This window comes from Bradyrhizobium sp. MI1.10 (genome assembly GCF_055811035.1).
The window spans coordinates 178,392-198,426 of record NZ_JBVVPN010000007.1; the positions used below are offsets into that span (position 1 = coordinate 178,392).

Here is a 20,035-nt window from a genome sequence, read left to right on the forward strand (position 1 = left end):
GCCATGAAACGAATGACACTGATGCTGTCGCTCACCGCGACGCTCGCAACATTGACGCTGTCGACGCACGCCGCGTTCGCGCAGTTTCCGCCGCCGCCCCCGATGGCGGGACCTCCGCCGATTGCAGCCGGAGGTCCGCCGCCGCTGGCAGCCGGGGGCCCTCCGGCCTTTGCGGCTCGTCCTCCGATGGGACCCGGCGGTGCGCCGCGTGCCGGCCTCGCCGGCGGGGCGCCTCGTCTCGGTGCCGGACCTGCGCCGCGCGGCGATCTCGCCGGCGTCGGAAGGGGCGGACCGGCGAACGCCACCCGTGCCGCATCGGCCGGCTACGGCCGCTTCGGCGGCTATGGCCGTTACGATGGATCGCGGTACGGCTATCGTGGTGCGTATGCGGCGAGCGCTTACGCGGGAGCCGCTGCGGGTTACGCGTACGGACGCGGCTACTCGTCCGACAGCGACTGCTACTACACCTACACGCGCCACCGTCGCGTTCTGGTCTGCGACTGACGACCACGAAAGTCCGTCCTTTGGGGTCGCGTCGGCCCGCCGAACAGATCGGCGTGGCTGACGACTCCGCACCCGGCACCCATCAGCTCCAGCACGCGCATGTGAACGCGAGTGTCTTGACCATTTAATAAACTATACCGTATAGTTCATTAAATGATTGGCTATGCGGGCCGGCCGGCGGAACGAGCCGCCGGCTTGAACAACCGAAAAATCAAGGGCAAGAACCATGAACTTTCAGCCTCGACAAAATCTCGCGACCGCCGACCGGCGTCTGCCGTTCGATTGCATCGCCCTGCTGCTGCAGGGCGGCGGCGCCTTGGGGGCCTACCAGGGAGGCGTCTATGAGGCCTTGGCCGAAGCCGATATCCATCCCGACTGGATCGCGGGCATTTCGATCGGGGCGATCAATGCGGCGATCATCGCCGGCAATCCGCCGAACGTCCGGGTCGATCGGCTCCGCGAGTTTTGGACGCAGGTGACGCTGGACGCGCCGTTCACCGATCTGATGAACGGCGATCACACTCGCAATTTTCTCAATCAGGTGAATGCGGGCTTTGCTGCGGTGTTCGGGGCGAACGGATTCTTTTCCGCGCGGCCGTTCGCGCCGTGGCTTCAAGCGGGTGGAACGCTTGCCGCCACCAGCATCTACGACACCAGCGCGCTGAAGACGACGCTGGAGCGTCTCGTGGATTTCGACCGCATCAACGCTGGTGTGACGCGGTTCAGCGCAGGGGCCGTGAACGTGAGGACCGGCAATATGGTCTATTTCGACACTGCCACCCATACCATCCGGCCGGAGCACATCCTGGCGAGCGGTGCGCTGCCGCCGGGCTTTCCGGCCGTCGAAATCGACGGCGAACAGTATTGGGATGGCGGGCTCGTATCCAACACTCCGTTGCAGTGGGTGATCGAGTGCGGCGCCCGACAGGACACGCTTGTGTTTCAGGTCGATCTCTGGAGCGCGCGCGGCCAGATTCCGGGCAACATGGCGGAAGTGATCACTCGCCAGAAGGAGATCCAATACTCCAGTCGCACGCGGGCGAGCACGGACCAGTTCAAGAGCCTGCACCGGTTGCAGCGAGACCTGGCGGCTCTCTTGAGCAGGCTGCCGGAAGACCTGCGCGATCAGGAGGACGTCAAGCTGCTCAGGACCGCTGCCTCCAACAACGTGCATAGCCTGGTCCACCTGATCTATCGCGCGCGGGACTACGAAGGCCACTCCAAGGACTACGAGTTTTCCCGTCTGTCGATGCAGGATCATTGGCGCGCCGGCTATCACGACGCCTTGCGCACCCTTCGGCATCCCGAGGTGCTGGCCCGCCCGACGAGTGCGGACGGCGTCTCCACGTTCGATCTTGAGCACGACGGTCGCGAATAGGCCGGCTCTTCCCAATCACAGGACAATTCAAATGCGCGAGAGTGAAGTCGTGAGGCGTGCGTTCGCCATGCCGCTGACGAATCCGGCATATCCGCCGGGACCGTATCGTTTCGTCGACCGCGAATACCTGATCATCACCTATCGCACCGATCCGGCGAAGCTGCGATCGGTCGTTCCGGCTCCGCTTGAGCTCGATGAACGCGAAGCGCTGGTCAAGTACGAATTCATTCGCATGCCGGATTCCAACGGTTTCGGCGACTATGCCGAGAGCGGCCAAGTCATCCCCGTGTCGTTCCGCGGTCGCAAGGGCGCCTACACTCACTGCATGTTCCTGAACGATGAGGGACCGATCGCGGGCGGCCGGGAGCTCTGGGGCTTTCCGAAAAAGCTCGGCCAGCCAACGTTGCGGACCGAGCTCGATACGCTGATCGGTACGCTGGATTACGGTCCGCTGCGGGTAGCGACCGGCACGATGGGATACAAGCACCGCGAAGCCGACGTGGCGCAGGTGAAGGCCGCGCTGCAGGAGCCGAACTTCCTGCTCAAGATCATTCCGCACGTCGACGGCACTCCGCGGATCTGCGAGCTCGTCGAATATCACCTCGAGCAGCTTGTCTTGAAAGGCGCGTGGACCGGACCCGCCGCTCTCTCCTTGACGCCCCATGCCCTCGCTCCGGTGTCCGATTTGCCGGTGCTCAAGATCGTGTCCGCGGTTCACATCCGCGCAGACCTTACGCTGGGATTGGGCAAGGTCGTTCACGATTATCTGCAGCAGCCGGTCCGACGTCCGGTCGGGAGCTACGAGCGAGCCCTTGTCACCTGAGTGACGGTCTCAACGGGCTGCGTAGGTCCGGAAACACCGCGGCGAGGAGCCGCAGCACCTCACAAGAAGGAAAGACCAAATGAGTATACTGAAAGGTAAAGTCGCAGTCGTGACCGGGTCCACCAGCGGCATCGGTCTCGCGTATGCTCGTGCTTTCGCGGGCGCCGGGGCCAACGTCGTGCTCAATGGAATGGGGGCGCGGGCCGATGTCGAGAACGAGCGCTCCGCGATCGAGAGGGAATTCGGCGTCAAGGCGGTCTATTCGGCTGCGGACATGGACAGCCCGGACCAGATCGCCGAGCTCATCGCGCTGGCGGAAAGCACCTTCGGCAGCGTCGATGTCCTCGTGAACAATGCCGGCGTCCAGCACGTCGCCCCTGTCGAGGAGTTTCCGGTCGACAAGTGGAATGCGATCATCGGGATCAACCTGTCGTCCGCCTTCCACGCCATCCGTGCAGCCGTGCCCGGCATGAAGAAGCGCGGCTGGGGCCGGATCATCACCACGGCCTCGGCGCATTCGATCGTCGCTTCGCCCTTCAAGTCGGCCTACGTCGCCGCCAAGCACGGCATCGTCGGACTCACCAAGACGGTGGCGCTGGAGCTCGCCCGGTCCAAGATCACCTGCAACTGCATCAGCCCCGGATATGTCTGGACACCGCTCGTGGAGAAACAGATCCCGAACACGATGGTGGCGCGCAACATGATGAGGGATGAGGTGATCAGCGAGGTTCTGCTCGCGGCCCAGCCGACGAAGGAATTCGTCACGGTGGAACAGGTAGCTTCGCTGGCGCTGTTCCTGTGCAGCCAGGACGCCGCCCAGATCACCGGCGCCAACCTTTCCGTCGACGGCGGCTGGACGGCCGCATAGCCCCAGAAAAACGTCAGAGACCGAGAGGGGTTCGCGAAGAATTGCTCGCGAACACCTGCGCTTGATCAAGCGCCGATGCTCCGACCTATGACCCCTTAGTACCAACATCAACAAATCATGTGGAGAGAAGATCATGAACAAGCGACTAATCGCGAGTGTCGTCGGCTTTGCGTGCCTTACCATGGCGACGGCCGCCGAGGCCCGAACCTCTTACGATGGATCCTGGAATCTACTTTTCGTCACGCAGCGCGGCAGCTGTGATCCGACCTACAGCTTTACCGTGAACATAAACGACGGCTTCGTCACGCATCCCAATCTGGTGAAGTTTGCCGGCCACGTCGGACGTTCGGGCGCGGTTCACGCCTCGGTTACGGTCCACGACAAATACGCAGCAGGGTCCGGGAGGCTGACGCGAGACGCTGGCCGCGGGAGCTGGAGTGGCCACGCAGCAGGCGCGCGCTGCTCGGGATATTGGACCGCGCAACGAAACGGGTAGGAAGCAAGGCACGGCATTTGGCTCCGAAACCGCTCAGACCCTGCATCGGCGCTGCGTTTGCGCACCGGCGCCTCGCGCCGGTGCGGGGCGATGGACGCGGAGCGGCGAGGCTAGTTGATCCTGGTCAAGGTGGAGCAGGCGCAGGGTGCGTACGCTGATCGCATCGATGAAACCGATGGAGACGAGCGATGAGCACGCAAGCGAACTTTCAGTCCTGGGCTAAGGAGCGGCTCGACGAAATGGAAGCTACGCTCACCTTTCTCGATGGCAAAGCGGGGGAGGTGCAGGCGGAGCTTCGAGCCAAGGCCGACGGACTTCGCACCGACCTTCGCGCCAAGCAAAGCGAATTCCGAGACATCGTCAAGAAGCACGCCGAGGCGAACGAAGCGGCCTTCGTTGCCGCCAAGGCAAGACTGGAAGTGGACTGGAAGGCTTTCGAGGCCGATGTGGCGAAATACGTCGATGGCTTCAGCAAGCGGCTCGAACAGCAGCGGGCCGCTTTCGAGGTTCAGGCCGCAGCCCAACTGAACGCCTGGCGCGAAGCGGCCGACAAGATCGCCAGCGATGGCACGCAGTTTGCTGCAGAGCGTCGGGCCCAAATAGAGGAGGCCGTGAAGCGCATGAAGGCCGAGGCGGCCGAGGCGGAGGGAAAGCTCCAGAAGCTAAGCCAGGCCGGAGCGCAGTCATGGTCCGCCCTGATGGTGGCTCTGGCCGAAACGCGGACCAGCTTCGATCGCGCCAACCAGGCCGCGCAGGAAGCGTTCAAACGAGCGGCCTGAGACTCGACCTTTCGGGGGAGACTGCCGCGAGGCGGTCTCCCCCTGTTCACTCAAGTCGGCCTCGCCGAGCCGCCGCTCTCGACGCGTTGCGGAGAGCGCCGACCATCTGAGCCGGTCGGTGAATGACGCTGGCCCGCTGCAGCATCTGGATCTCGCGCTTCTGGGCTCGGACCAGCCCGCCCAAGCAGGCGGATCTCCGTCCGGAACCAGTGAAGTCTCACAGGGCGCTGAGATCGTCCGGCACCTCGCCGAACTTCCGGATCAGCTTGGCGTCCCTGAAGTCGCCGCTGGACGGGTCCCCGGTCCGCGAGAACGCGATGGCGCCGGCATGGCCCGGCTTGCGGGACAGCGCCTCCGCCCGCATGACCGCGGCGTTGGCGCTCAGGCACTCCGCCGCCTCGCCGGCGGCTATGCCGTCGTCGGAGGAAACGAACGGTAGAGCGACATAGTAGGTCACTTCAGCCATCTGCCTCATCCTTGCGTTCGCGCGTCCCTGGGAACCGTCCCCGGGCGTAGCCTTTGGGGACCTTCGTAGCTCGTCGGCCTCGGCCTCGAGAAAGTCGATGGCGACGAGCAGCGCCTTGGTCGCCCCCCCTGCGTCGCCGCCGCACGCCGCGATCGCCTGGTCGGCGGCGGCATCAAGGTCGTCGGGGGCCGGACCGGCCTGCTCGAAGGTAGCTTCATCCGATTATGTTCCCGTTTTGTTCTCAATAGTCAAGAGACCCTCTCCCGAATTCCCATGGTGCAGCCGCGGGCTTTGAAGGAATCTCGGGGACGCGCGCCGGGCTTGTCGGAACCGCGCCGCCCCGTTCGTCTTGAGTCCGTGTCCCCGTAGTCTGGAGCGTTGCGTACCCATGGCCCCCCGCGCGAACTGGAAAGGCTTCCTCCGTCTGTCCCTCGTCACCTGTCCGGTCGCGCTCTACCCGGCGACGTCGGAGAGCGAGAAGATCTCGTTCAACCAGCTCAACCGGCAAACCGGCCACCGCATCAAGTATCTCAAGGTCGACGCCGACACCGGCGACGAGGTCCCCAACGAGGACATCGTCAAGGGCTACCAGCTCGAGAAGGACCAGTTCATCGAGGTCACGAAGGAGGAGCTCGAGGAGATCGCGCTGGAGTCCACGCGCACCATCGAGATCGACGAGTTCGTCGACAAGGCCGACATCGACCCGCGCTACCTGATCCGCCCCTACTACATCAGGCCGGACGGCAAGGTCGGGCACGATGCCTTCGCGGTGATCCGCGAGACCATCCGCGAGATGGACAAGGTCGCGATCGGCCGGGTCGTGCTGACCAACCGCGAGCACATCATCGCGCTCGAGCCGATGGACAAGGGTCTCGTCGGCACGCTGCTGCGCTACCCCTACGAAGTGCGCTCCGAGCAGGAGTATTTCGACGAGATCCAGGACGTGAAGGTCACCAAGGACATGCTGGATCTCGCCAGGCACATCGTGAACCAGAAGGCCGGCAACTTCGAGCCGGAGAAGTTCGAGGACCACTACGAGACCGCGCTGATCGAGCTCATCAACCAGAAGCGCGCCGGCAAGCCGATCACGCCCAAGGAAAAGCCCGCCGCGACCAACGTGGTCAACCTGATGGAGGCGCTGCGGCGGAGCGTCGGACAGGAGGCCGCGCCGGCGAAGGCGGGCAAGGCCGCCAAGAAACCGCGCAAGGCTACCGCGGGCCAGAAGGAGATGCTGATGCCGATCGCCGGCAAGAAGCCCGCGAAGGAGGCGGGAGCAAAGAAGCCTGCGGCCAGGTCGCAGCGGAAGTCCGCCTGACAAACAGGAGAGCCGCATGGATATGAAAGAAGCCTCGGCAATGACGGAAGCGTCCGGCCTGACGAACGAGCAGGACGGCGTCGATCATGTGTCCGCGGCGAGGTTGCGCGCCGAGGCGGAAGCGAGCCGGCGCCCGCTGCGGCCGACGTCGCGGGATGCCGCGATGCGCTGGGTCGACCAACTTCGCGAGGTGACCTTGAAGGCGCCGCTGCAGTCGCTGTGCGTAGCGTTCCTGCTCGGAGTATGGGTCGCGCGCCGGCGCTAGACCTTTAGCCGGCAGCGCCCGCCAGTTGGCTGTGGCAAACGGTTCGCCTACATGCAGATAGTCCGGAGAGCGGGTGCGCGGAGGGAGATGTCGGCCGGCATCGTGCTGGTCGCGGTCTTGACCTTGTTCGTCGCAGTGCATCTCGGCACGCGCGCCTCGATCTGAGGGCGGTTCCTGAGTTCCGACGGGCACTCGCTGGTCGAAGACCTCGCCGTCAGAGTCCGAACGGATAGGTGTCCGGGAGGCCGGCGCGGCGATGTTCCGGTCCCAAGGGCCTGACTGCCTTCGTCTCATCGAACCACAAGAATGCATCAAACTGCTGAGGCAGCGACGCTTCGGCGTAATGGCTTTGCAGTTCGGTGTTCGGCCGGTAGATCACGCCGATGAACCGTTCGAGGCGCGGCTCGAGCAAGCGCCGCCGAAGGCTCTCGTCCCGGCGAAATTCGAGCAGGCCGCGCGCCACACCGGCGTCGTGAAACTGCCGCTCGTAGCTGTCCGGTCGAGAAGGCCGCACCTGCATCACTTCCATCTCGCCGTCCCAGTCCGACGCGGCGGCCACGGTGCCGGTATGGGTGCCGAAGCCGACCAAGAACGCCGCCTCGGCGAACTTCTCTCGACAAAGCTGACCGATGTTGAGCTCCTCGCGGACCGCCCCCATCTCGGTGAAGCGTGCGTCGCCGATATGGGAATTATGCGCCCAGACCACCGCCTTGGATCGCGGGCCCTGGGCGTCCAGGACATGGCCCAAGGTTTCGAACATGTGCGTGTCGCGCAGGTTCCAGGATTCGGCCCCGCCATAGTACATGATCCGGTAGTAGCGCTCGGCGGAGGCGATCAACCGCGCGTTCTGCGCAGCGTCCAGGAAGCTGTCCGGGTCGTTCGCGGCGTAGTTGAGTTGCTTTCCCAGAATGTCCTGGCACTGGCGAACCACCAACGCCTCGCATTTCCGATAGGCTTCGGTCAGGACGGCACGGCCGTAGGTCGAAGGTTCGCGCTGCCAAGGGGTTAGGCATCCGTAGCGCTCGCGCGCCACGGCCGCGGCTTCTGGATCTACGCCATCGAGGTAGGCGAGAACGGCCGCGATCGAGCTCCGCATGTTGTAGATGTCGAGCCCGAAGAATCCGGCCCGCTCGCCTGCGGGCTTGCTTTCGTTGTGCTCGCGCATCCAGTCGATGAAAGCGGCGACGTCGGTGTTTCGCCACATCCAGGTCGGGAAGCGCTCGAACGGCTTCTCGCCCGAACCGCGCGACGACCGGTGGCGAACGTAGCGGTCGACCGCCGCGGCGTCGGGCCAATCGGCTTCAACCGCGACGGTCGTAAATCCGTGCTTCTCGATCAGGCGCCGCGTGATCGCAGCGCGCGCCCGGTAGAACTCCGACGTGCCGTGGCTGGCTTCGCCCAGCAGGACGACCCTGGACTGCGCAAAGCGATCGAAGAGGGCGCCGAAGGCGGGATCTTCGAAAGCCGGCAAGGGTTCGAGGGCGGCGCCGATCATGTCCGTGAGCGAGCGGAAACGCGTGCGCCCGGGGAGGTGATTGCTGGCGGAGCGCGTGCCGTCCTCGGCCCATCCGTGCTCTCCGATCAGGGGCACGAAGCGAACGGCCCCGAAAGCTTCTTCGTCGTATTGGGTGTCGCTCCGGCGCGTGATCCGCAGCAGCGATTGTTCGTGCTCCAAATCGCCGATTGGGATGACGAGACGCCCCCCAATGGCCAATTGGCCCTTGAGCGCGTCCGGTACTTCCGGACCGCCGGCCGCGACAAGGATCGCATCGAACGGCGCCTCTTCGGGCAACCCGCGGGTGCCGTCGCCGGTATGGACGACGCAATTGTCGTAGCCGAGCGCCGCAACCCGCTCGGCGGCGACCCTGGCCAGGGCGCGATGGCGCTCGACGGTGTGAACCGTTCTGGCGAGCCGCGATGCGACCGCCGCCGCATAGCCGGAACCCGTTCCGACCTCGAGCACCTTGTCCGCTGGCTTCAGCTCGGCCGCCTCCGTCATCAGCGCGACGATGTAGGGTTGCGAGATGGTCTGCGCGTTCGCGATCGGCAGGGCGCCGTCCTCGTAGGCGAATTCCTCGAAACCGGATTCCACGAACCGCTCCCGAGGGACCTGTGCCATCGCGTCCAGAACGCGCCGGTCGCGGATGCCGCGGCGTGCAAGTTGAACCTGGACCATGCGGTCGCGAAGCTGTGCGAATTCGACCATGGCCGCGCCGTTCGTCAGAGTTCTGGTGCGACAAGCCAATCGGGACGAGCCGGACAGGTTCCTCCTACGACAAAGTAACAGGTTGGGTGGCGCGCCGGCGCTAGGACGGCCTCGACACGGGCCGTCGGCTGCTTCGGAACGAACGCAACGCAGCCGGGTGGGTCGCCGATAATCGGAGTGCTCGATGCACTTGGTCCGCCGGTCACATGGACGGAAAACGATCTCCGCGGGAACCTTCCTGATCGCTGTCTTGGTCGTCATGGCCGCGGTGCATCTCGCTACGCGTTCCGAGACGTGACGTGTTCGGGCGGATCTCGCGTGGCGCGAGAGGCATTCCGCCATGATCGTGCAGACCATCGAGATCGCTGCGGGAATGGTCCTGGTCGCGTTCGCGCTGCGCGATGTATTCGACACGGTGGTGGTCCCGGGCGAGAGCAGGGGCGCACTGCGCGTGGCGCGGCGGCTCCTCGCCGTCGCGCTGCCGATTCGGAAGTGGGCTCGCCGCGGCAAGAGCGGGGTCTCGACCAGCTTCGCGCCGTCGATCCTCATGGGCTCCTTCCTGATCTGGATGGGACTTCTCTTGCTCGGCTACGGGCTCATCGCGCATGCGCTGGGGGGCTGGTTCTCTCCGCCGGCCGATTTCCAGGAGGCGCTCTTCATCGTCGGAAGCGCGTTGTGCACGGTGGGACTGAGCGGCATCGAGGCGCACGGACCGGCTCGCTGGGCTCTGGTCTGCGCGGGCCTTTCAGGCCTCTCCGTTCTGACCATGGCCGTGACGTACCTGCTCGAAGTGCAGGAGGGGATCTCCCGTCGCGACACCGGAATTCTAAAGCTCACCACCGCCCCAGGGGAGCCGCCCTCGGCGCTCGGTCTGCTGGAGCGCTACTCGGATCTCGACTCTCCCGAGGAAATCAGGCGTGTGATGTATCGCGGGCGCGACTGGTGCGCGTCCGTGCTGCAGAGTCACGCTTCGCATCCTTCGCTGATCTACTTCCGATCCGTCGGCGTCGGCTCCGGCTGGCCTGCAACGCTCGGAGCCCTGATGGACCTCGCACTGATCTTCGAACTGCTGATCGAGGACCGCGAGAGCCGAGCGCTGGCGATCCTCCTTCGAAGTGAAGGATTGCGCCTCATCGACGATCTGAATGGACTGATCGGCCTCGAGCCAAAATCCGACGACACCACTGCTGGGGCGGTGCCTCGGGTGTGCGCCCGCTTGAAGGCGGCTGGATACAAGCTGCGTTTGCCGGTCGACGCAGCGGAGTTCGCGGAGCAGCGGCGAAAGCACGCTGGCCGGGTACGCGCCGCTGCTGAGCATCTTGGCACCACGGCGGCGCCCCTGATCCCTTGATCGACAGCGGCATCGGACCGTGGGTTGTCAGTGCGGTTCAGTCGGGCGGGCATTCAGGGCAGGTATCGCCGATCGAATCCAGCACTTCGCGGACCTCGGCGACAGCCCGGTCCGGAGACAAGCCGTCTGGAGGCTCCTGCCTCGCGAGGTCCAAAGCGCGCTCGCGGGCGTGAGGGTCGGCCCGATCCTTTGCCCAGCCATGCTCCTCGCATTCATGGATGGCGCCCGCCTCCTGCAGCACGCCGAGTGCCCATCCACGCAGCGTTCTGATTGCCGGCCGTCTTTCTTTCGTCATCAGCATCGAGCTCGCTCCTGCCGGGACGAATCCTTTCGCCCGTCTTCTCGTTCCGGGCGGTTAGCACGCAGCAGGGATTCGCAATCGGCAGGGCTGAGGTTTGTCCCCGTGTTCCGCGGTGCTGTGCACAACGCCACCTTCCGGTGCCGCCATGAGGCGCGCGCCAGTGCCCTGCAAGCTGTTCGGCATTGCGATCCCGACCGCGGAAGCTGTAATTGCACTCGCGGGTACCTCCGAACTGACAGGAGGGGTGCATGGGTAACTGGCTCGTTATTCCCAAAGGGACAAGCTTGGCGAGGCGGACCCGAGCGCGCCGTGCTGCGCAGTACGTTCGAATGTCGAGGGAGCTCCAGCGCTACTCGATCGCGAACCAGATGGCGGCCATCGCCGCCTATGCCGAGACGAACGCGCTCACGATTGTGCAGACCTATCGCGACGAGGGCCGCAGCGGCCTCCAGATCAAGGGGCGTCCTGGTCTTATCGAACTGATCGAAGACGTTCAGTCAGGCCGAGCCGATTTCGACCACATCCTCGTTTACGATGTCAGTCGCTGGGGCCGGTTCCAGGATGTCGACGAGAGTGCCTATTACGAATTCCTGTGCAAGCGGAGCGGCGTGCAAGTCGAATATTGCGCGGAGATTTTCAAGAACGACGGCGCCTTTGTTTCCGGGATCGCGAAAAGCCTGAAGCGCGGCATGGCCGCCGAGTGGAGCCGGGAACTCTCCGTCAAGGTGCACGCCGGACACTGCCGGGTCGCGAGCCTTGGATACCGCGTTGGCGCTCCCGTCGGCTACGGCCTCCGACGCTTGATGGTCGACGAAAGCGAGCATCCGAAGGCCGTTCTCGCAAAGGGGCAATTCAAGGCTCTGCAATCGGATCGCGTTCGGCTGCAGCATGGCTCGGCCGAAGAGACCGCCGTGATCCGGGAGATTTTCGATCAGTTCGTCAACTGCCGGGAATCCTACAGCGACATCAGGCGTCAACTGAACGACGCGGGCATCGCCAATCACAACGGTAGGCCCTGGACCGACGGCATGATACCCACCATTCTCGGGAACGAGAACTACATCGGCAAGACCGTCTACAATCGCACCTCAAGACGCTTGGGGCAGAAGCTAGTCAAGAATCCGGATAACGCTTTGGTCCGAGGCGCTGCGGCGATCGAGCCCATCGTGGACCAAGGCATCTTCGCTCGCGCCCAGAAGCTGCTGGCCGAACGCCGCGTGGAGATTCCGGAAGAAGAGATGCTGTTGCGCCTTCGTCTCACCCTCCGCCGGCGCGGTAAGCTCAACTCGCACATCATCAATACGACGCTGGGTCTCAATCACGTCTCCTCGTACGTGAAGCACTTCGGTTCGCTGCGGAAGGCCTATGCGCTGATCGGATATGTGTCGCCGCGCGACTGCGACTGGATCGATACCCGGGATTTTTGGGCCGCCGAACAATCGAGGCATGCGACCGAACTCGCGGAGGCGCTGCGAATGGACCTTGGCCTCCAGGCTGATCTTGTTCCGGACGGCATAGGGCTTGATGTGGGAGGCGCGCGCGTGATTTCGTTTCTCGTCGCGCGACGACTGGCGCATCGTGGAAAGGACCACGCTGCGCAATGGAAAGCCTACCGAAGGCAGATCTCATCGGGCCTACTTGCCGTGATGCGGCTGGATGCGGCGAATCGGGAGATCGAGGACTACGTGCTGATGCCTGCCCCGTTGAGGTCAGGACGGTACGTCTGGCTCTCATCCGATTCCCTTCGTCGACGTCAGGGCGCACTTTACGAAGAAAAGGGGGCATTGTTCTGTGCCATCAAGGCAATGCTGGCAAAAACCAGCCGTGTCGCCCCAACCAGCTCAGCGCCGCCGAAAAAGCGATCGAAATCAGGCCGGCCCAAAGCCAAGGGCTTCGGCGGGCGGCGCTCACCGTGCGGAGATACAAAATCGCTCCGATGATCGTGCCGTAGTTCCTTCGGAAGTCACCATTCAGTTTGGCAATCTTGGACAATTCCGAGGATGTATCGACGTCATTTGCCATCGGGCTGGCTCCTTCGTCCTGCTAGGACCAGCGCCTTATGAACCACTGTTTTGCCCGACGGAGCAAGTGATATTTCGCGTTATCAGAAATGACATGGTCGCAGTGGAACTTGGCCGGAAGCTTTAGAGCTCTCAGATGCGGCCACAGTCCAGGCCCCTGCTTGGTTATGAATTGCTACGCTGCTTCGCGGTACCCCTCTTCGCTCCGCTTCTTGTTTATGAGATTCAACAACTGCGCCGAGGCCCGCGCATCGCATAAGGCTCGATGATGATTGTCGAGCGAGATGCCATATATCTCGCAAAGCCGCCCAAGTCCGTAGGACTTGTGTCCTGGATAGCGCCGCCGCATTCCGGCGCACGTGCAGAGCTTCGGGAATCTGAAACGCCGCTCGATCCTATCGAATTCGTAGGACATGAAACCGTAGTCAAAGCTGACATTATGGGCGACGAAAATGCCGTCTCCCATGAACTCCATGAAACGATCCGCCACCTCCGCGAACAAAGGTGCGTCCCGAACCATTTCGTTCGTGATGCCGGTCAGCTGAACGATCTTTGCGGGAATGGAACGCTGAGGATTGATGAGAGAATGCCACTCGTCGACGACACAGTGATTGCGAACCTTCACCGCGCCGATCTCGGTGATGCGATCGCCATTCGACCAGGAGCCGGTCGTCTCGCACGTAGTCCTGCTCGGGGTCGAAACGATAATCCACCCGACCGATCTCGGCCATGATGCCGGCTGCGCCGAGCTGGCGGAGGCGGGTCAGCTGGTTGCGGCGGATCACATCCCCTTCGGCCTTGACCTCCACGAAGGACGCTTTGCCGTCTTGCACCAGCATCAGGTCGGGGAAACCGTCCCGCATGCCGCGGAAGTCGTCGCACATGCTGCGGACAATGCTGACTATCGCAATCGGATCGCATCCTTCGAGCAACGCGCGGAGCGCCTCCACTTGCACATGATCCCAGCTGAAGATCCCATTCGGGCGGCCCCATTTTGCTGCGACAGTGCGGAGGATCAACGGAAGAGAAGCTCCGGACGCAATGGCGGCCAGCTTCTCGTCGATCGTCACAGCGAAGAGCCACGCTCGGGACCGTAAAACTACGGCTGAGACGGTGATGAGACGACCGTCGCAAGCACCGCAGCTGTTATTCGGGTCGTAAGAAAGAGTTGGGAGACTGATAAGCTTTCGAGCAAAACGGAGTCAGTTTGCAGACTGATAAGGTTTCATACGAAACGGAGTCAGTTGGCCAACTGATAAGGTAATTGCCAAAAGCTTATCAGTACTCCTGCTTGACGCTGTTCACGGTGGAGAGATATGGGCCTGACTGGCTGACTGACGGATCACCGCTTCTCCAACCCATTTTCACTATCGACCTGATCTTACAGTGTGTTTACCAAACAGGGTGTCATTTCCATGCCTTAGCTACGGTAGTGATCTACGCTTTGTCGTCCCATCGCGCCAGCCCAGGGCGGCTCGCTCGGCCGCGATAAGGCATGATTACCAATAGTTGGATTGGACTTGGTTCAACACCGGCGCGGCTACCGGCGCTTTCGCCTTCCGCGCCCGGCGCCCGCTCCTGGAATGGTTGCCGAGCGGAGCGTACACGTTTTCGTTAGCAGCACGTCGGGCGGGGACCTGTGGATGACCTCCATGCCAATGGCAACAGCTCTAACGTCCTAGTACTCGCCGGACGCAAAGCATTCTGATTTCATTAGTTTGGCGTAGTTGCTCAGCGCTCGGGGGATCAATGGAGCCGAGAGTCTCGGTACTAAATTTCGCTTCCAATTCTGAGGCCATGCAGTTGCAAATCTGCGAGCAAGCGTCCGTCGAAAAGCCACCATGCTGCGCGCAACCGTTTTGGCACGCCGAGAGAAACTGCGGTCGCCATTCTGCGGCCGTGGCGATTGTTATCAAATTGATAGCAGCTATCGTCAGAGCTGGAAGAAACGCGGACATCGCTTCGCTACCTTTTTTTTGTTTGCTGAGGGGCTGCTCTAATTCGACTCCATCTTTTTCGCCTCTAGCAAATCGAGCTACTTGCGTAGTTGTCCCCTGAAGCGGAACCACAAATGACCGATCAATGATAGGGCTATGGCGGTCAGAATTATCGGGAGCCAGATCGACGTGGTTATGAAGAACAAGGATATGATGACGACGCGTCCAAAGACCGATTCGCTGACCGGATTCTTAAGGCGAGCGAAATAGGCGTAGATAATAAAAATGGTGGCCGGCACCATCCACGCGGCGAAAAGCACCAGTAACAGGTCAACAAGTTGGCTGGCATAATGGTGCATGAGCGCACCTCCTGACAGCGTCGGTGCGAATTGCTGTCACCGCCGCGAGAGATGCGGTGATTGTCGACGATAATTGGTCTTTGTTCGCGTTGGTGGGCATCTGCACGCTCGGGGTCGCTGTCACGGTCGGTGCCCAAACTCATGCGAACTCGCAACCTTCGACCCGCCTGAGCTAGGGCCTCTCAACGCGCACTCGTTGAGATGGCTCGGGCAAGGCCTCGTCCAATGCAATCATAACCATCGGCGGTGTTGTGCAATCCGTCCCATGTTACAAGCGCGCTTTGCGCAACCCCGGCACTGACCGAGTTTCGCATCAGCGCAAAACGAGAGAACAGCCCGACCCGTTCCTGTTTTGCGACATCGATTATGATGTCCTCCATTGTCGAATAGCCAACTGAGGCGAGCACCTGTGGCGCATATTGCAGATCCATCAACACGACATCGGCAGACCCCGCCTTAAGTGCCCTTACCCCTTCAAGAACGCTTCTTTTGAGCCCTTGGTCCGGCCGGCCACCCCAGGCGACGTCATTAGTACCTAATTGCCAGATAACGAGATCAGGCGTGTGCGCGAAAACGTCACGCTCGAACCGTGCGACGTTGTTCGGAATCGTGTCGCCGACTCGACCGCTGTTGATGACCTCGATCGTGGCGTTGGATCTAAGTCTCGAGAGTTCTCGGCGCATCACCTCCGGATATGTGGCCGCGGACCTAAGTACCCAAAGTCCCACCGTCGACGATGATCCAATCGCTACAATCTTTAACGGCTCACCAGATTTCAAACGCGACGCCGTGCGGGGCAATTGTGCACCCAGCGAGGCGTTGGAATTTGCTGAAAGGCATTTCTCGGCAGATGATAACTCGTCCTGCGCTTGAGAGGACCCACTGCCAGACAATCCGATAAGCAAGACCGCGCCGATTGACGCTATTGTTCGAGCGGTTCGGCTTACGCATGGAAGAACAAATCGACACATGTTCCCCAATAACTGGTCGATTCTCTCTTGACAACCCTTGGCGTCAAACGTCTGTGTTTGATTACAGGTCGATTGACGCGTGGGCAGCGAGCAGCACGATGAGTCCGGGGATAAGACCATGTCCGGAAAGCCTGTAGCGAAGCGGCTGGTAGTTCATATCGGCGGCTATGATCCAATCACGTCGCATGTCAGCGCGCAACGACGCTTTGTGCGCGAAATTGCCAGGTTCCAACGAACCTGGTCAGTGAAAGCGACCGTTGACGGTTTGCAGGATACCCCTGATCAGATTCGATGGAATGTGACGACAACCGGCCCCGATTGGCTCGTCGAAACCGATTACCGTCTGGTCCGGTGGCACGACGTCATTGAGGCATTCGGGCGTCGGAGCATTGGCTCACGCATTTCCGTCGGCATTCTTGCGTTTCTGGATTTCGTTTTAACCGGCACTCTCTGGCGGTACTTGCTGACCAACTGGCGCTACGCACTATTCTTTCTCTATCCCTTGGTCATGTTCGGACTGCTCATCGTGGCCGCCTTTTTGATTGGCGTGGTCGCATTCGAGATTACCGGATCCATCGCTATCGCTGCCGGTGGCGGTCTCTTCGGAATCGTAGCTGTTTTGGCGGGTCCGTGGCGCTGGCTCCACCTAGGCGACTTGTTCGACGATTGGATTTTTTCTCGCGAGTATATTCGATGCGTTAATTCGGAAATTGAGCAGAGGCTTGACAGAGTGGCCGCCGAGCTCGTGGCTGCGGCGAGCAACTCCGCCGCAGACGAAATTTTGGTCATAGGGCACAGTCTTGGCGCCGTACTTGCGGTTGATCTACTTGATCGCGCTTTGAGGCTGGACCCTACGCTCGATCGGAACAAAACTCCCGTGACATTCTTGAGCGTTGGATCATCCATACTCAAGATCGGCCTGCACCCGAAGGCAATACGCTTTCGCACCGCTATGGAACGCGTCGCCAATTCACGCGCGATCTTCTGGGGCGACTATCAAGCCCTCATCGACCTGTTGAACTTTTACAAAAGCCGGCCAATGGCCGAAATGGGCTTGTCGACAGAAAACGAGGCGATCGTTAGGATCGTGAGACTTAGTCGTATGCTTGACGCCGACATGTATCGACGCATCCGCTTCAACTACTTCCGCTTGCACTGCCAGTTCGTTAGCGGAAATGATAAGCGAACATCGTATGACTACTTTATGCTCACTTGCGGACCTATTTCAGCCAAATCCCAGACGCTCGCGCCGGATGGCGCCCTGTCGATGATCGCTGACGGCGGAGGACTTATTGCGAGCGCGCCGCTGTCAGGAAGCGAACTGCCCGGTATCCCGGGCGCGGCAGCCTAGTTCAAATGACGCCCACCATTTCGAAAATCATCTTCGTTGCGTTGGTGATCGGCTGGTACGTTATACGTTATAAGTACGCGCGGCGTTCTCGCCGTGCCAGGATCGTGTGGAGCGCTCGCGGCCCCCTGGAAATTGCTCTCCTGCTTACATCTCTTTCGGGACTCGGACTTGTTCCGCTCGTCTACGTAGCGACTGGAATGCCTCGTTTCGCAGCTCACAGCTTTTATCCCTCGTTGGCGTGGCTGGGGTCTTTCTTTGCGATTGCGGCTTTGGGCGTGTTTCACCTTACTCACCGTGCACTCGGCCGGAATTGGTCGATAAGTCTCGACGTGCGGGAGAATCATGAACTCGTGACGGAAGGGATTTACCGGAGAGTTCGACACCCGATGTATTCGGCATTTTGGCTGTGGGCTATCGCCCAGACATTGCTGCTGCCTAATTGGATTGCCGGTTTCGCGGGCCTGGCCGGCTTCGGGATTTTGTTCTTTGGCCGCGTCGCACGAGAAGAGCGAATGATGTTGCAGACGTTTGGCGACAGCTATCGCGAATATATGGCGCGGACCGGTCGAGTCTTCCCGTGGATACTCTGAGGTAGGTCCCGGCACGTCTCGACCTGTGGTACCCACGAGATTGATTTGGAACCAAACGCCTCAATTTGCGTGCCATTTCCGCAACATGCGGCGGAAAAAGCTGTCGGAACCGCCGACTCCCCAGTCTATTCGTTAGTGTCGTGGCGAGTGTCAGGTTATTTCTATGCGTGTCAGGTGAATTCCAATCCCTCCCGAACAATGGTGAGAACCCGATGTTGAAATTCGTTGTCCTTGGAATCGCTTCTCTGGCTTTCGTGGGAACCGCAGTTGCTGCCGACATGCCACGGCCTCAGCCGGTTGCCGCCGCCGCCGCGCCGGTTGGCAAATATCCCGTTGGCAAATACCCCGTTGGTAAGAGCCCGGTGGGCAAATACCCGGTCGCTGCCCCGGCTCCGTTGGTGACCAAAGGTTGATCTGACTTCCATTCCGACGCCAGCGGCGTTCGTGTGGGGTAGCAGACTACCTGTGGCATCGGTTCTTGGATCCAAGAGGATTCGAAGATGGTGGGAGTGATTCGGAAATATCCGGGTCTAAAGCTCCTTGCAAAGGCCGCCATGCTGGCGGCCTTTGTGGGCTTGGGGTCCGGGATCAGTAGCGCACAACCACTCGCGGCGCGTACCGACCAGCAGCGACGGGACGTTCTCCCCAGTTCGGCGATGAAGCATGCGGAGAGCATGGCTGCTGCTACGCCGGCCACATCAGATGTAAAGCCAGTTCGAAGAGCTGCCGCCACGGGTCCCTACTACGTTGATTTTCGTGCCCGCACGGCAGCAACGTACGGTCATGCATTCGTCTGGTACGGGAAGACGAGCGAAAAGCAGGTCGAGGTCGCTGGTCTGGCTCCGGCCGGCGACGAGATACCGTACCTCTTGGGACACCTCATATTTGTCCCCTCTGAGACGGGTGCGAGCTATGGTGATCTTGACGAGCAATATCTGACGGCCAGCTATCGCGTCTATTTGAATGAGGCTGACGCAAAGAAGGTCTTTGCTCATATCAAGCACCTGCAGGACACTTCGCCGCTGTGGAATGCAGCAACGATCAACTGCACTGCTTTCCTTGGCCGCATAGCGACTTTTATGGGCCTCAATGCTCCGTTTCACCTGCTAAAGCCTGAGGAATACGTCAACAAACTCAGAGAGCTGAACGGGGGGCGAAAGACAGTCCAGCTTGAACCCGGCCGAGGCTAGAATCCTCGGATTGAGTTCATCTAGTTTTCCTTGCGTCAGGATAGGTGTGAGGTTTTCAAGAAATTCAAGCGAGCTTGCTCTTTGAGGATGCGGTTCGATGTCGAGATCTGTACCATCAGTTCGCCTATGTTGATCCGCGATCATGATCACGGCGGATCCGACCTTTGCGACGGCAACGGCGCGGAAAGCTGCGTATTATAAAGTCGACACTTCGGCTTTATGGAAGGAAGAGCTGAGTTCACGCCGCTCTTATTTAGACGGTGGATCAGACGCTTTTTATCAGCTAAGCCGTCGGAGCCGCTTGGAACGGCGCGGGCGGCCGCTTTATTGCGGCATACTGAATCCAGTAAGCTGTCGCGCCGCTGTTCGGGGGACGCCGATGCGGGTCCATATTATTGTTGCCGGCCTAATCCTATCGGTCATCGGGAAGGCGAGCGCCACGGTTGTCGATAAAGGAAGCGACGCGCAAAAGTACTGCGAACTGCTTGTTCAGAACTCGTTTCGGAATCAGGACGAAGCTCGGTCCGCTGGCGTATGTGAGGGAATGATCGAGACTGCGATGCTCTTTTCACCAAATCTGCCAGCTGACGTGCGTGCATGCCCCCCCGCCCAAGGCAGCACTTTGCAGAGTGCCAAGATTCTTCTGCGATATCTTGATAACAATCCGGATCGAGTGGATGCACCGGGGATCACCGTCGCCATCGAAGCATTCAGAGATGCTTGGCCCTGCCGTGGGGACGACGCTCAGTCGTCCACCGGAACTGGATCGAAAAAGCGTGCCCCAAAAAAATCCAATTAGAAGGCGTATCTGCGGATACTGATACTAGGCTTATGGTCCGTCTTCATATTCATCTCTCGGCTGAG

Annotated in this window: 21 protein-coding genes and 1 pseudogene; 15 read left to right on the plus strand and 7 right to left on the minus strand. The window is 61.1% G+C overall.

The features are described from left to right. The first annotated feature begins 3 nt into the window (after positions 1-3). From AC0L3K_RS10245 to AC0L3K_RS10270, 6 genes are all read left to right on the plus strand, one after another. Complete coding sequence (locus tag AC0L3K_RS10245; RefSeq protein WP_354129326.1) at positions 4-504, plus strand: hypothetical protein; 501 nt, start codon at positions 4-6, stop codon at positions 502-504. Between the two features lie 226 nt (positions 505-730). Continuing rightward, on the plus strand, positions 731-1,882 hold the full coding sequence (locus tag AC0L3K_RS10250; RefSeq protein WP_354129325.1) for a DUF3734 domain-containing protein: 1,152 nt from the start codon (positions 731-733) through the stop codon (positions 1,880-1,882). A gap of 31 nt (positions 1,883-1,913) precedes the next feature. Beyond that, positions 1,914-2,705: an acetoacetate decarboxylase gene (locus AC0L3K_RS10255; protein WP_354129324.1), complete on the plus strand. Its 792-nt coding sequence runs from the start codon at positions 1,914-1,916 to the stop codon at positions 2,703-2,705. A 79-nt stretch (positions 2,706-2,784) separates the two neighbouring features. After that, complete coding sequence (locus AC0L3K_RS10260) at positions 2,785-3,573, plus strand: 3-hydroxybutyrate dehydrogenase (RefSeq protein ID WP_354129323.1); 789 nt, start codon at positions 2,785-2,787, stop codon at positions 3,571-3,573. Between the two features lie 133 nt (positions 3,574-3,706). Then, entirely contained in the window at positions 3,707-4,069 is a 363-nt protein-coding gene (locus tag AC0L3K_RS10265; RefSeq protein ID WP_085401384.1) for a hypothetical protein, read from the plus strand. 188 nt (positions 4,070-4,257) lie between these two features. Next, positions 4,258-4,848: a sll1863 family stress response protein gene (locus AC0L3K_RS10270; RefSeq protein WP_473365899.1), complete on the plus strand. Its 591-nt coding sequence runs from the start codon at positions 4,258-4,260 to the stop codon at positions 4,846-4,848. A gap of 217 nt (positions 4,849-5,065) precedes the next feature. On the opposite strand, the gene AC0L3K_RS10275 is transcribed toward AC0L3K_RS10270, so the two are convergent. Beyond that, positions 5,066-5,314, minus strand: a complete 249-nt coding sequence (locus tag AC0L3K_RS10275; RefSeq protein WP_354129339.1) for a hypothetical protein — start codon at positions 5,312-5,314, stop codon at positions 5,066-5,068. A gap of 388 nt (positions 5,315-5,702) precedes the next feature. On the opposite strand from AC0L3K_RS10275, the gene ku reads away from it, so the two are divergent. Continuing rightward, entirely contained in the window at positions 5,703-6,629 is a 927-nt protein-coding gene (ku, locus tag AC0L3K_RS10280; RefSeq protein ID WP_473365900.1) for a non-homologous end joining protein Ku, read from the plus strand. A 16-nt stretch (positions 6,630-6,645) separates the two neighbouring features. Beyond that, positions 6,646-6,894: a hypothetical protein gene (locus AC0L3K_RS10285; protein WP_354129319.1), complete on the plus strand. Its 249-nt coding sequence runs from the start codon at positions 6,646-6,648 to the stop codon at positions 6,892-6,894. 214 nt (positions 6,895-7,108) lie between these two features. Here the strand turns inward: AC0L3K_RS10285 and AC0L3K_RS10290 are convergent, their stop codons facing one another. Continuing rightward, entirely contained in the window at positions 7,109-9,100 is a 1,992-nt protein-coding gene (locus AC0L3K_RS10290; protein ID WP_473365921.1) for a protein-L-isoaspartate(D-aspartate) O-methyltransferase, read from the minus strand. 340 nt (positions 9,101-9,440) lie between these two features. Here AC0L3K_RS10290 and AC0L3K_RS10295 point away from each other — a divergent pair, with 340 nt between their 5' ends. Continuing rightward, on the plus strand, positions 9,441-10,451 hold the full coding sequence (locus AC0L3K_RS10295) for a hypothetical protein (protein WP_473365901.1): 1,011 nt from the start codon (positions 9,441-9,443) through the stop codon (positions 10,449-10,451). A gap of 37 nt (positions 10,452-10,488) precedes the next feature. Here AC0L3K_RS10295 and AC0L3K_RS10300 read toward each other — a convergent pair whose 3' ends face one another. Next, on the minus strand, positions 10,489-10,752 hold the full coding sequence (locus AC0L3K_RS10300) for a hypothetical protein (RefSeq protein WP_247392928.1): 264 nt from the start codon (positions 10,750-10,752) through the stop codon (positions 10,489-10,491). Positions 10,753-11,000: 248 nt separating this feature from the next. Here AC0L3K_RS10300 and AC0L3K_RS10305 point away from each other — a divergent pair, with 248 nt between their 5' ends. Further along, the gene (locus AC0L3K_RS10305) at positions 11,001-12,692 is read left to right on the plus strand and encodes a recombinase family protein (RefSeq protein ID WP_473365902.1); all 1,692 of its coding nucleotides are present in this window, start codon (positions 11,001-11,003) and stop codon (positions 12,690-12,692) included. A 256-nt stretch (positions 12,693-12,948) separates the two neighbouring features. Here the strand turns inward: AC0L3K_RS10305 and AC0L3K_RS10310 are convergent, their stop codons facing one another. The 4 genes and pseudogenes from AC0L3K_RS10310 to AC0L3K_RS10325 all read right to left on the minus strand — a co-directional run bounded on the left by AC0L3K_RS10310 (position 12,949) and on the right by AC0L3K_RS10325 (position 16,160). Then, positions 12,949-13,398: a 3'-5' exonuclease gene (locus tag AC0L3K_RS10310; RefSeq protein ID WP_473365903.1), complete on the minus strand. Its 450-nt coding sequence runs from the start codon at positions 13,396-13,398 to the stop codon at positions 12,949-12,951. 145 nt (positions 13,399-13,543) lie between these two features. Further along, positions 13,544-13,843: pseudogene (locus tag AC0L3K_RS10315) on the minus strand (VRR-NUC domain-containing protein); the annotation flags it as partial. A 965-nt stretch (positions 13,844-14,808) separates the two neighbouring features. Then, positions 14,809-15,069, minus strand: coding sequence for a hypothetical protein (locus AC0L3K_RS10320; protein WP_354129315.1), 261 nt, complete (start codon positions 15,067-15,069; stop codon positions 14,809-14,811). Positions 15,070-15,251: 182 nt separating this feature from the next. Continuing rightward, positions 15,252-16,160, minus strand: coding sequence for an SGNH/GDSL hydrolase family protein (locus tag AC0L3K_RS10325; RefSeq protein WP_473365904.1), 909 nt, complete (start codon positions 16,158-16,160; stop codon positions 15,252-15,254). On the opposite strand from AC0L3K_RS10325, the gene AC0L3K_RS10330 reads away from it, so the two are divergent. The 5 genes from AC0L3K_RS10330 to AC0L3K_RS10350 all read left to right on the plus strand — a co-directional run bounded on the left by AC0L3K_RS10330 (position 16,159) and on the right by AC0L3K_RS10350 (position 19,970). After that, positions 16,159-17,391 (plus strand): hypothetical protein, encoded by a 1,233-nt coding sequence (locus AC0L3K_RS10330; RefSeq protein WP_354129314.1) that lies wholly within the window; start codon positions 16,159-16,161, stop codon positions 17,389-17,391. The two genes, AC0L3K_RS10325 and AC0L3K_RS10330, sit on opposite strands and share 2 nt — an antisense overlap. 5 nt (positions 17,392-17,396) lie before the next feature. Continuing rightward, positions 17,397-17,981, plus strand: coding sequence for a protein-S-isoprenylcysteine O-methyltransferase (locus AC0L3K_RS10335; protein ID WP_354129313.1), 585 nt, complete (start codon positions 17,397-17,399; stop codon positions 17,979-17,981). 212 nt (positions 17,982-18,193) lie between these two features. Further along, positions 18,194-18,394, plus strand: a complete 201-nt coding sequence (locus AC0L3K_RS10340; RefSeq protein WP_275174697.1) for a hypothetical protein — start codon at positions 18,194-18,196, stop codon at positions 18,392-18,394. 87 nt (positions 18,395-18,481) lie between these two features. Then, complete coding sequence (locus AC0L3K_RS10345) at positions 18,482-19,171, plus strand: hypothetical protein (protein WP_473365905.1); 690 nt, start codon at positions 18,482-18,484, stop codon at positions 19,169-19,171. Positions 19,172-19,313: 142 nt separating this feature from the next. Then, positions 19,314-19,970, plus strand: a complete 657-nt coding sequence (locus AC0L3K_RS10350) for a Rap1a/Tai family immunity protein (RefSeq protein ID WP_354129312.1) — start codon at positions 19,314-19,316, stop codon at positions 19,968-19,970. Positions 19,971-20,035: the final 65 nt, after the last annotated feature.

Excerpts from the sequence above, each read along its gene's own strand:
- AC0L3K_RS10245 (WP_354129326.1), top strand. The coding sequence starts at position 4 with ATGAAACGAATGACACTGATGCTGTCGCTCACCGCGACGCTCGCAACA.
- AC0L3K_RS10250 (WP_354129325.1), top strand. The coding sequence starts at position 731 with ATGAACTTTCAGCCTCGACAAAATCTCGCGACCGCCGACCGGCGTCTG.
- AC0L3K_RS10255 (WP_354129324.1), top strand. The coding sequence starts at position 1,914 with ATGCGCGAGAGTGAAGTCGTGAGGCGTGCGTTCGCCATGCCGCTGACG.
- AC0L3K_RS10260 (WP_354129323.1), top strand. The coding sequence starts at position 2,785 with ATGAGTATACTGAAAGGTAAAGTCGCAGTCGTGACCGGGTCCACCAGC.
- AC0L3K_RS10265 (WP_085401384.1), top strand. The coding sequence starts at position 3,707 with ATGAACAAGCGACTAATCGCGAGTGTCGTCGGCTTTGCGTGCCTTACC.
- AC0L3K_RS10270 (WP_473365899.1), top strand. The coding sequence starts at position 4,258 with ATGAGCACGCAAGCGAACTTTCAGTCCTGGGCTAAGGAGCGGCTCGAC.
- AC0L3K_RS10275 (WP_354129339.1), bottom strand. The coding sequence starts at position 5,314 with ATGGCTGAAGTGACCTACTATGTCGCTCTACCGTTCGTTTCCTCCGAC.
- ku (WP_473365900.1), top strand. The coding sequence starts at position 5,703 with ATGGCCCCCCGCGCGAACTGGAAAGGCTTCCTCCGTCTGTCCCTCGTC.
- AC0L3K_RS10285 (WP_354129319.1), top strand. The coding sequence starts at position 6,646 with ATGGATATGAAAGAAGCCTCGGCAATGACGGAAGCGTCCGGCCTGACG.
- AC0L3K_RS10290 (WP_473365921.1), bottom strand. The coding sequence starts at position 9,100 with ATGGTCGAATTCGCACAGCTTCGCGACCGCATGGTCCAGGTTCAACTT.
- AC0L3K_RS10295 (WP_473365901.1), top strand. The coding sequence starts at position 9,441 with ATGATCGTGCAGACCATCGAGATCGCTGCGGGAATGGTCCTGGTCGCG.
- AC0L3K_RS10300 (WP_247392928.1), bottom strand. The coding sequence starts at position 10,752 with ATGCTGATGACGAAAGAAAGACGGCCGGCAATCAGAACGCTGCGTGGA.
- AC0L3K_RS10305 (WP_473365902.1), top strand. The coding sequence starts at position 11,001 with ATGGGTAACTGGCTCGTTATTCCCAAAGGGACAAGCTTGGCGAGGCGG.
- AC0L3K_RS10320 (WP_354129315.1), bottom strand. The coding sequence starts at position 15,069 with ATGCACCATTATGCCAGCCAACTTGTTGACCTGTTACTGGTGCTTTTC.
- AC0L3K_RS10330 (WP_354129314.1), top strand. The coding sequence starts at position 16,159 with ATGTCCGGAAAGCCTGTAGCGAAGCGGCTGGTAGTTCATATCGGCGGC.
- AC0L3K_RS10325 (WP_473365904.1), bottom strand. The coding sequence starts at position 16,160 with ATGGTCTTATCCCCGGACTCATCGTGCTGCTCGCTGCCCACGCGTCAA.
- AC0L3K_RS10335 (WP_354129313.1), top strand. The coding sequence starts at position 17,397 with ATGACGCCCACCATTTCGAAAATCATCTTCGTTGCGTTGGTGATCGGC.
- AC0L3K_RS10340 (WP_275174697.1), top strand. The coding sequence starts at position 18,194 with ATGTTGAAATTCGTTGTCCTTGGAATCGCTTCTCTGGCTTTCGTGGGA.
- AC0L3K_RS10345 (WP_473365905.1), top strand. The coding sequence starts at position 18,482 with ATGGTGGGAGTGATTCGGAAATATCCGGGTCTAAAGCTCCTTGCAAAG.
- AC0L3K_RS10350 (WP_354129312.1), top strand. The coding sequence starts at position 19,314 with ATGATCACGGCGGATCCGACCTTTGCGACGGCAACGGCGCGGAAAGCT.